Raw genomic sequence first — 10834 nt, forward strand, 5'->3', positions numbered from 1 at the left:
CTTCGTGCGCCCCAGGGGCGGTGTGGGGAGCGCCCCGCGGCGGAGCCGCTGTCGGGTACAGCCCCGGGCCCCTGAAGGTGCACTTCGTGCGCCCCTCAGGGGGTTCTCGCGCCCCGCGGCGGAGCCGCTGTCGGGTACAGCCCCGGGCCCCTGAAGGCACACTTCGTGCGCCCCAGGGGCGGTGTGGGGAGCGCCCCGCGGCGGAGCCGCTGTCGGGTACAGCCCCGGGCCCCTGAAGGTGCACTTCGTGCGCCCCAGGGGCGGTGTGGGGAGCGCCCCGCGGCGGAGCCGCTGTCGCGGGTACAGCCCCGCGCCCCTGAAGGCACACTTCGTGCGCCCCTCAGGGGGTTCTCGCGCCCCGCGGCGGAGCCGCTGTCGGGTACAGCCCCGCGCCCCTGAAGGTGCACTTCGTGCGCCCCAGGGGCCGGTAGGTATACGGAGGCGGGCTCCAGCCTGCGATCTGGGTATACGGGTGTTCCCGGGTACCGATGTGCGGTGTGGGGTGTACCGACGAGGATCAAGGGGTGTCGGGCTCCGGAGGAGGTCGCGGCGGGGAGTCGGGCAGTCATGGTCAACTCCCCCACGCTGTCGTGATGACAGCCCCGCCGTGGTGCCCGGAGCGCGGCACCGCGGTGGCTGCCCTCGTCGGCGGGGCAGCCACCACCCACCCCCCGGCGGGTGACCCGCCCGGACCCCGCGGGTCACCCCTTCGGACGCCCCTGCACACTCCTACGGCTCAGCGATCTGTGCAGAGTGTCAAAGTTCGCCCCCTTGTTTTGTACACATACGGCTCATGACGTGCCCCGGGGGCGGGGAGATAGCCTTGACCCGTGATCAGCGCGATATCTCGCGGGGGCATCGTCGCCCCCTGCCCGCGCCGGGAGACCACGGTTCGTCATGCCGACCGTGCCCGGCGCTCAGCCGCTGATCGTTTCCCGCGGCCGGCCGGTGCGCCGAAAATGGCTCATATCCGTTCGCTCTTCTCTCATTCCGGCATAACGTCGACGTACAGCGGACACCCCGCGTCGTCGCGTCACGCCGGACGTTTTTTCTCGAACACGTCTACGTCACGCAACGGCGCGCGACAGGAGCCAGAGGACAATGCAGACCAAGCTGGACGAAGCCAAGGCCGAGCTGCTCGAACGGGCCGCCCGGGTAGCTGAGAACAGCCCGGCAGGGGGGCATCTCCCGGCTGGGCAGACGGGCGAGGGCACGCCGGACAGCGACACCGTGCTCTCGTTCCTCCAGCGCTACTACCTGCACACCGCGCCCGAGGACCTCACCGACCGAGACCCGGTCGACGTCTTCGGCGCCGCCTACTCGCACTACCGGCTCGCCGAGAACCGTCCGCAGGGCACCGCCAGCGTCAAGGTCCACACCCCGACCGTCGAGGAGAACGGCTGGACCAGCAGCCACTCCGTCGTCGAGGTCGTCACCGACGACATGCCCTTCCTCGTGGACTCGGTCACCAACGAGCTGTCGCGGCAGGGGCGCGGGATCCACGTCGTCATCCACCCGCAGGTCGTCGTGCGGCGTGACGTGACCGGCAAGCTCCTGGAGGTGCTGCCGGACGGCTCCACCGCCGACGGCCACGACGTGCTCACCGAGTCGTGGATCCACGTCGAGATGGACCGCGAGACGGACCGCGCCGACCTCAAGCAGATCACCGCCGATCTGCTGCGCGTCCTGTCCGACGTGCGCGAGTGCGTCGAGGACTGGGAGAAGATGCGCGACGCCGCGCTGCGCATCGCCGACGAGCTGCCCTCCGAGCCCACCGCCGGGGACCTGGACGAGTCGGAGGTCGAGGAGGCCCGCGAGCTGCTGCGCTGGCTGTCCGCCGACCACTTCACCTTCCTGGGCTTCCGCGAGTACGACCTGACCGAGGACGACTCCCTGGCCGCCGTGCCGGGCACCGGCCTCGGCATCCTGCGCTCCGACCCGCCGCACGGCGCCGACGACCACCACCCGGTCTCGCCGTCCTTCAGCCGGCTGCCCGCCGACGCCCGCGCCAAGGCCCGCGAGCACAAGCTGCTCGTCCTCACCAAGGCCAACAGCCGCGCCACCGTGCACCGCCCCAGCTACCTCGACTACGTCGGCGTGAAGAAGTTCGACGCCGAGGGCAACGTGATCGGCGAGCGCCGCTTCCTCGGCCTGTTCTCCTCGGCCGCGTACACCGAGAGCGTGCGCCGCGTGCCGGTCGTGCGCCGCAAGGTCGCCGAGGTCCTCAAGGGCGCCGGCTTCACGCCCAACAGCCACGACGGCCGCGACCTGCTCCAGATCCTGGAGACGTACCCGCGCGACGAGCTGTTCCAGACCCCGCCGGACGAGCTGCGCTCCATCGTCACCTCCGTCCTGTACCTGCAGGAGCGGCGCCGGCTGCGCCTGTACCTGCGCAAGGACGAGTACGGGCGCTACTACTCGGCGCTCGTCTACCTGCCGCGCGACCGCTACACCACGGGCGTCCGGCTGCGGATCATCGACATCCTGAAGGAGGAGCTCGGCGGCACCAGCGTCGACTTCACCGCCTGGAACACCGAGTCGATCCTGTCCCGGCTGCACTTCGTCGTCCGCGTCGCGCCCGGCACCGAGCTGCCGCAGCTGTCCGACGCCGACAAGGACCGCATCGAGGCCCGGCTCGTGGAGGCCGCCCGCTCCTGGGCCGACGGCTTCGGCGAGGCGCTGAACGCCGAGTGCGGCGAGGAGCGCGCCGCGGAGCTGCTGCGCCAGTACGGCCACGCCTTCCCCGAGGGCTACAAGGCCGACCACACCCCGCGCGCCGCCGTCGCCGACCTGGTCCACCTGGAGGCCCTCGCCCGCAGCGGCAAGGACTTCGCGCTCTCCCTGTACGAGCCCGTGGGCGCCGCCCCCGGCGAGCGCCGCTTCAAGATCTACCGCACCGGTGCGCCCGTCTCCCTGTCGGCCGTGCTCCCGGTGCTGCAGCGCCTGGGCGTCGAGGTCACCGACGAGCGCCCGTACGAGCTGCGCTGCGCGGACCGTACGACGGCGTGGATCTACGACTTCGGCCTGCGCCTGCCCCAGCAGGGCAACGGCAACGGGGACGACCTCGGTGCCGACGGCCGCGAGCGGTTCCAGGAGGCGTTCGCCGCCACCTGGACCGGCGCCGCGGAGAACGACGGCTTCAACGCCCTCGTGCTCGGCGCCGGGCTCACCTGGCGCCAGGCCATGGTGCTGCGCGCGTACGCCAAGTACCTGCGCCAGGCCGGCTCCACGTTCAGCCAGGACTACATGGAGGACACCCTCCGCAACAACGTCCACACCACGCGCCTGCTGGTGAGCCTCTTCGAGGCGCGGATGTCGCCGGACCGGCAGAGCGCCGGCACCGAGCTGATCGACGGGATCCTCGAGGAGCTCGACGGCGCGCTCGACCAGGTCGCCTCCCTCGACGAGGACCGCATCCTGCGCTCCTTCCTCACGGTCATCAAGGCGACCCTGCGCACGAACTTCTTCCAGAGCGCCGGGACCGACGCGCGCGAGCCGTACCGCCCGCACGCCTACGTCTCCATGAAGCTCGACCCGCAGGCCATCCCCGACCTGCCCGAACCGCGCCCCGCCTACGAGATCTGGGTGTACTCGCCCCGCGTCGAGGGCGTCCACCTGCGCTTCGGCAAGGTCGCGCGCGGCGGTCTGCGCTGGTCCGACCGGCGCGAGGACTTCCGTACGGAGATCCTCGGCCTGGTCAAGGCGCAGATGGTGAAGAACACCGTCATCGTGCCCGTCGGCGCCAAGGGCGGCTTCGTCGCCAAGCAGCTGCCCGACCCGTCGGTGGACCGCGACGCGTGGATGGCCGAGGGCATCGCCTCGTACAAGACCTTCATCTCGGCGCTGCTCGACATCACCGACAACCTGGTCGGCGGCGAGGTCGTGCCGCCCGTCGGCGTCGTGCGCCACGACGGCGACGACACCTACCTGGTGGTCGCGGCCGACAAGGGCACCGCGAAGTTCTCCGACATCGCCAACGAGGTCGCCCAGGACTACGGCTTCTGGCTGGGCGACGCGTTCGCCTCCGGCGGCTCGGCCGGCTACGACCACAAGGGCATGGGCATCACCGCCCGCGGCGCCTGGGAGTCCGTCAAGCGGCACTTCAGGGAGCTGGGCGTCGACACCCAGACCGAGGACTTCACGGTCGTCGGCGTCGGCGACATGTCCGGCGACGTGTTCGGCAACGGCATGCTGCTCAGCGAGCACATCCGCCTCGTCGCCGCGTTCGACCACCGGCACATCTTCATCGACCCGAACCCGGACGCGGCCACCTCGTACGCCGAGCGCCGCCGCATGTTCGACCTCCCGCGCTCCAGCTGGGAGGACTACGACAAGGAGCTGATCTCCGCGGGCGGTGGCGTCTTCCCGCGCTCCGCCAAGGCGATCCAGCTCAACGCGCACATCCGCGAGGCGCTCGGCATCGAGTCCGGCCAGTCGAAGATGACCCCGGCCGAGCTGATGAAGGCCATCCTCCAGGCCCCCGTGGACCTGCTGTGGAACGGCGGCATCGGCACGTATGTGAAGTCGTCCGTCGAGTCGAACAGCGACGTCGGCGACAAGGCCAACGACTCGATCCGCGTCGACGGCCAGGACGTGCGCGCCCAGGTCATCGGCGAGGGCGGCAACCTCGGCGCGACCCAGCTGGGCCGCATCGAGTTCGCCCGCAAGGGCGGCCGGGTCAACACCGACGCGATCGACAACAGCGCCGGTGTGAACACCTCGGACCTCGAGGTCAACATCAAGATCCTGCTCAACCGTCTGGTCCTCGACGGCGACATGACCGTCAAGCAGCGCAACAAGCTGCTCGCGGCCATGACCGACGAGGTCGGCGAGCTCGTCCTGCGCAACAACTACGCGCAGAACACGGCGCTCGGCAACGCCGAGGCGCAGGCCCCGTCCCTGCTCCACGCCCACCAGCGCTTCATGCGCCGGCTCGGCAAGCAGGGCCACCTGGACCGCTCGCTGGAGTTCCTGCCGAACGACCGGCAGATCAAGGAACTCCTCAACAGCGGCCGCGGCCTGACCCAGCCCGAGCTGGCCGTCCTGCTCGCGTACACGAAGATCACGGCGTCGGACGAGCTCATCCAGACCTCGCTGCCCGACGACCCGTACCTGGCCCGGCTGCTGCACGCCTACTTCCCGCAGGCGCTGCGCGACAAGTACCTGGACTCGATCGACGGCCACGCGCTGCGCCGCGAGATCATCACCACGGTGCTGGTCAACGACACGGTGAACACGGGCGGCTCGACCTTCCTGCACCGCCTGCGCGAGGAGACCGGCGCGTCCCTGGAGGAGATCGTCCGGGCGCAGCTCGCGGCCCGCGAGATCTTCGGCCTGAGTGACGTGTGGGACGCGGTCGAGGCGCTCGACAATGTCGTCGCCGCCGACGTCCAGACCCGGATCCGGCTGCACTCGCGCCGGCTCGTCGAGCGCGGCACGCGCTGGCTGCTCAACAACCGGCCGCAGCCGCTGCAGCTCGCCGAGACGATCGCCTTCTTCAAGGAGCGGGTCACCGAGGTCTGGGCGGCCATGCCGAAGATGCTGCGCGGCGCGGACGCCGAGTGGTACCAGGGGATCGTCGACGAGCTGACCGGCGCCGGGGTGCCGGAGGAGCTGGCCGAGCGGGTCGCCGGGTTCTCCTCCGCGTTCCCGACGCTCGACATCGTCCAGATCGGCGACCGCATGGGCAAGGACCCGCTCGCCGTCGCCGAGGTCTACTACGACCTCGCGGACCGGCTGAACATCACGCAGCTGATGGACCGCATCATCGAGCTGCCGCGGGCCGACCGCTGGCAGTCGATGGCCCGCGCGTCGATCCGCGAGGACCTGTACGCGGCGCACGCCGCCCTGACGGCCGACGTGCTGGCCGTCGGGAACGGGACCTCGACGCCGGAGCAGCGGTTCAAGGACTGGGAGGAGAAGAACGCGGCGATCCTGGGCCGCGCGCGCACCACCCTGGAGGAGATCCAGGGCTCGGACGCCTTCGACCTGGCGAACCTGTCGGTCGCGATGCGGACGATGCGCACGCTGCTGCGTTCGCACTCGTAGTCACCCCCTGACACAGGGGTCGAGGGGCGCCTTCGGGCGCCCCTCGGTCGTTCGCCGTTCGTCCGGCGGACGCGCCGGGTCGTTCTTCCTACCGGATTCTTGTGTTCTGAATGAGTGTCCCGACGGCCGGGGCTGTGTTTCGGTGGTACCGATGGGGTGACCGAGCAAGCCGACCAGGGAGAGCCCGATGCCGCCGAAGCAGATCCGGCCCGACGCGACGCCGGCCGCACGCGCGGTCGCACTGCCCGACGACTGGGCCGCGACCCCGCTCACCGTCGTCATGCCGACGTACAACGAGGCGGGGAATCTGCCCGGCATGGCCGAGGCCCTGATGGCGCTGCCGCTGCCGGGCCTGCGGCTCCTCGTCGTCGACGACTCCAGCCCGGACGGCACCGGTGACCTCGCCGAGGAGTACGCGGGCCGCTTCGGCGCCGACCGGATGGCCGTGCTGCACCGCGCCGGCAAGGAAGGGCTCGGCCGGGCCTACGCGGCGGGCATGGCGCGGGCCGTGGCGGACGGCGCCCGCTACGTCCTGCAGATGGACGCCGACGGCAGCCACCCCGTCGCGAAGGTCCCGCAGCTGCTCGGGGTCGCCCTGTCGACCGGCGCGGGCGTCACCATCGGTAGCCGCTACGTGCAGGGCGGCAGCCTCTCCGAGGCCTGGGGAGCGCACCGCAAGCTGCTGTCGCGCTGGGCGAACGCGTACGCGGGCACGATCCTCGGCACCCGGGTCCGGGACATCACGGGCGGCTTCAACCTGTGGCGCGAGGACGCCCTGCGCGCCATCGACCTGGCCTCCGTCGACAGCGCGGGCTACAGCTTCCAGGTCGAGATGAAGTACCGGGCGCTGCGCCGCGGCCAGGGGATCATCGAGGTGCCGATCCACTTCGAGGACCGTACGGTCGGCGAGTCGAAGATGAACCTGATGGTGCAGCTGGAGTCGGTCGCGATGCCGTGGCGGCTGCGGGCCCGCTCGCGGCACTGACCTCCAGGACGCGGCGGCCTCAGCGGATCATCCGGGCCAGGCGCCGCAGCCCGCGCACCGCCGGGGTGCGGGCCGCGCGCCGCACGGGCGGGCCGATGCGGGTGGCGAGGGGCCCGAGGGGCTCCCAGCGCAGTTGCAGCCGTCCCGCGCCCTTGCCCTCGGGTTCGACGGTGACCCGGTGCCGGTTCACGTGCGCGGTGCGGACGGGCAGGTCGAGCGGGGCGAGCAGCAGACCGGTGTTGCGGGCGCCGTCCGGAGCGGTCAGCTGGAGCATGGGGTGCCGGGTCCCGGTGAAGCCGAGCCGGGGGAGCGCGAGCGCCGTGAGGTCGAGCCGGACCCGGCCCTCGAAGACGCCCGGCCGCACGGGGTCGAGCCGGAACCGCAGGGTCGCGCGGCGGCGGCCCGGGGTGAGCAGGAGCGCGGCCGGCTGCGGGCCCACGGAGAGCCGGCGTCCGGGGTCGTGGGTGCGTACGCGCAGGTCCAGGGAGGCCGGGCCGGGGCCGCGCTCGACGGACACCAGCTCGTGGCGGAACTGGGCGCGCCGGAAGGGCCGGGTGTCCAGCTCCAGGTCGGCGAGGGAGAGTTCGCGGCGGGCCCACGCGGTGTCCGGGACCCGGTCGCCCCAGTACGGGGTCCCGGCCGCGTCCAGGGCCGTCGTGCGCGGGGCGACGGCGTGGCCGAGGCCGCGCGCCGCGAGCCGGGCCTCGGGCAGGCGCAGGTCGCGCACGAGCTGGAGGACGACGCGTTCGTCGCGCGGCAGGCGGGCGTAGGCGGCGGGAGCGAGCCGGTCGAGGTACGGGTTCACGACGGCGGCGAACTCGGCGAGCCAGGCGTCGTCGCGGTGCGGCAGGTCGCCCGCGTACATCCGGAAGTCGTGCTTGAGGAACTTGTGGTCCTTGGCCTCGCGCAGCGTGTCGCCGCGGCCGCTCTCGGCGAGGAATGCGTCGATGAGTTCCTGCACGTGGACGCGGTCGCGGACGTTGTCGAGCCGGTGCCGCTGGTTGGATATGGAGGCCGCGTCCCCGGCCGCGTACGGGTGGATGTACCAGCGGTAGACGGTCTCGGGGACGATCGTGAACGCCTTCGCGAGGCAGTAGGCCTGTGCGGAGAAGAGCTGGTCCTCGTAGTGGATGCCCTCGGGGAAGCGCAGGCCGTGGCGGTCGAGGAAGGCGCGGGCGTACATCTTGCTCGTGGACAGGTGCTCGAAGAGCAGGTCGGGTTCGCTCTCCACGCCTTCGACGGTGCGGCGCTCGGCGACGAGGTGCGGCATCCAGCGCGAGGTGCGTCCGGTGTCGACGCGGACCCGTTCGACGGCGCCCATCGCGAAGTCGATCCCGGGGTTCTCGCGGTGCGCGGCGAGCAGGAACTCGACCGCGCGGGGCGGGAGTTCGTCGTCGCTGTCGAGGAACATCAGGTAGGGGGCGCGGGCGATGTCGAGGGCGCGGTTGCGCGGGGTGCTGCATCCGCCGCTGTTCTCCGGCAGCCGGAGACAGGTGATACGGGGGTCGGCGGCCGCCAGGTCCCGTGCGATCTCGGGGGTGTTGTCGGTCGAGTGGTCGTCGCTGATGACGATCTCGATGTTCGTGTGCGTCTGTGCCTGGAGGGAGGCGACGGCGCGGGGGAGGCGTGCGGCGTCGTCGTAGGTGATGACGGTGACCGTGACGTCAGGCGTGTCCATGGGCGTCCGCCTCCTCGGGGGTGGGGGCCACGGTGCGGGACTCCAGCGGCAGCACCGGCGGCAGCGCCTCCTCGGGCTCGCCGAGGAAGACCCGGCGCACGACGCGCTCGGCGGCCCGCCCGTCGTCGAACTCGCAGAAGCGGCGCCGGAAGCGGTCCCGGGCGGCCGCCGACTCCCGGTCGCGCCAGGCGCCGGTGACGAGGATCTCCGTCAACTCGTCCTGGGTGCGGGCGACATGGCCCGGCGGCTCGCCCGTCAGGTCGAAGTAGACGCCGCGGGTCGTCGCGTACGTCTCCCAGTCGTCGGCGTAACTGACGATCGGGCGGTCCAGGTTGGCGTAGTCGAACATGATCGACGAGTAGTCCGTGATCAGCGCGTCCGCGGCGAGCGCCAGCTCCTCCACCGGGTCGTACGCGGAGACGTCGACGATCCGGCCGGTGCGGCACAGCCCGGCGAGCGGGGACGCGGCGCCGCCGTAGAAGTAGTGGCCGCGCACGAGCAGGACGGTGTCCTCGCCGAGGCGCTCGGCGAGCGCGGCGAAGTCCAGGCGCGGGGTCCAGCGGGCCTCGTAGTCGCGGTGGGTCGGCGCGTACAGGAGGGCGCGGCGGCCGGGGGCGATGCCGAGGCGGGCGCGGACGGCGCGGACGTCGGCGGCCGTGGCCCGGTGGTAGACGTCGTTGCGGGGGTAGCCGTGGTCCAGGGAGACGTAGTGCGACGGGTAGGCGTGCTCCCACATGCGGGTGGAGTGGGAGTTGGCGCTGACGCTGTAGTCCCACTTGTCGACGCGGGACAGGAGCGCGTCGAAGTCCAGGCCGCGCGAGGCGGTGGGGTGGTCGATCTGGTCGAGGCCCATCTTCTTCAGCGGGGTGCCGTGATGGGTCTGGAGGTGGATCGCGCCGGGTCTCTTGACCACCGCGCCGGGGAAGTTGACGTTGTTGACGAGGTACACGGCGCGGGCCATGACCTCCGCGTAGCGGCGGGTGCCGGGCACGACGTGCTCGGTGCCGGGCGGCAGCAGCGGCTCCGTCGCGCGGGACACCACCCACACCGGGCGGATGTGCGGGGCGAGTTCGGCGAGCTTCGCGGCGATCGCGGCCGGGTTGCAGGCGACGCCGCGGTCCCAGTACGCGGAGAAGACGGCGAGCTCCGGGTCGAGCGGGGTCTTCAGGGCGCGCTGGTAGTGCAGGTCGAGGAGCTTGCGGCCCGCCTTCCCGCGGCCGGTGCGGACGGCCGAGCGCAGGGCCCGCCGGCCGTGGCTCAGCTCCTGGAACGCGCGGTACTTCGTGTACGCGTCCTGCTCCAGGAGGCCGCGCCGCACGCCCTCGCGGCCCGGGGGCCTGCGGTGGCCGGGGGGCTTCCAGCGCACGGCCGCCGCGGAGGCGCGGCGGAAGAACTCGCGGGCGACCGCCTCCGGCAGGCCCTCGCGGGACACGACGCGCAGCGTCTCGGTGGCCATCAGGTCGTACAGGACGGCGCGGGGGGCGGCCGCGGTGCCGTGCTCCCGCATCAGCTCCTGCAGGCGCTCGTACGCGTCGATCAGCTCGTACCGCCGCTCGGCCGGTACCGGCGGCAGGCTCTCGCGGCGCAGTTGCCGTACGTCGGCCAGGGCGTGCTCGGTGCCGGCGATCCGGCGGGCGAGGACGAGGGCGGCGCGGGCCGCGTACATCGGGTCGGCGTCGGTGAGGTGCTTCTCGTGGGTGCGGTGGAAGGCGGTGCGCAGGACGCGGTTGGCGAGCAGCGGGGTGACGCGCAGGAGGTTGCCGTGCTCGTCGAGGGGGCGGTCCCGGCGGCCGAAGCGGGCGAGGCGGCCCGTGTCGACGCCGGAGGTGCCGGGGCCGCGCCAGGTCGAGCGGACGTGGTCGCCGAGCACGACGTCCACCTCGTCGGACAGCTCGGCGAGGCGGGTGCGCAGGGCGGACAGGGCGCCGGGGAGCGGCCGGTCGGTGGCGGTCAGGCACCACAGCCAGGTGCCGGTGGCGCGGTGGGCGCCGGCCGCGCGGGCGGTGGCCGGCTCGGTGCCGGCGGGCAGGGTGAGGAGGGTGGTGGGGGGGGGGGCGCGCCGGGGTGGGCGCGCGCGGGGGCGCCCCGGGGGGGGGGGCCGCGCGCCGCGCGACACGGCGAGG

At 72.5% G+C, this 10834-nt stretch carries 4 protein-coding genes; 2 read left to right on the top strand and 2 right to left on the bottom strand.

Annotated elements, in window-relative coordinates; genetic code table 11:
- Positions 1 to 1101: 1101 nt before the first annotated feature.
- The gene (locus tag ACFW9D_RS21560; protein WP_188338577.1) at positions 1102 to 6048 is read left to right on the top strand and encodes an NAD-glutamate dehydrogenase; all 4947 of its coding nucleotides are present in this window, start codon (positions 1102 to 1104) and stop codon (positions 6046 to 6048) included.
- 187 nt (positions 6049 to 6235) lie between these two features.
- Positions 6236 to 7033 carry a polyprenol monophosphomannose synthase gene (locus ACFW9D_RS21565; protein ID WP_188338578.1) on the top strand — a complete coding sequence of 266 codons (798 nt, stop codon included), beginning with the start codon at positions 6236 to 6238 and terminating at the stop codon, positions 7031 to 7033.
- 19 nt (positions 7034 to 7052) lie between these two features.
- Here the strand turns inward: ACFW9D_RS21565 and ACFW9D_RS21570 are convergent, their stop codons facing one another.
- Together ACFW9D_RS21570 and ACFW9D_RS21575 are read right to left on the bottom strand one after the other, a co-directional pair.
- Positions 7053 to 8711, bottom strand: a complete 1659-nt coding sequence (locus tag ACFW9D_RS21570) for a glycosyltransferase family 2 protein (protein ID WP_384623920.1) — start codon at positions 8709 to 8711, stop codon at positions 7053 to 7055.
- A partial coding sequence (locus ACFW9D_RS21575; protein WP_384623921.1) for a CDP-glycerol glycerophosphotransferase family protein occupies positions 8698 to 10834 on the bottom strand: 2137 nt, incomplete at its 5' end. The genes ACFW9D_RS21575 and ACFW9D_RS21570, both read right to left, overlap by 14 nt.

The sequence above is a fragment of the Streptomyces sp. NPDC059524 genome (assembly GCF_042749255.1).
GTDB lineage: Bacteria > Actinomycetota > Actinomycetes > Streptomycetales > Streptomycetaceae > Streptomyces > Streptomyces xanthii.

Bases quoted from the DNA above. Each gene is read 5' to 3' on its own strand.
- ACFW9D_RS21560 (WP_188338577.1), top strand. From the start codon at position 1,102: ATGCAGACCAAGCTGGACGAAGCCAAGGCCGAGCTGCTCGAACGGGCC.
- ACFW9D_RS21565 (WP_188338578.1), top strand. From the start codon at position 6,236: ATGCCGCCGAAGCAGATCCGGCCCGACGCGACGCCGGCCGCACGCGCG.
- ACFW9D_RS21570 (WP_384623920.1), bottom strand. From the start codon at position 8,711: ATGGACACGCCTGACGTCACGGTCACCGTCATCACCTACGACGACGCC.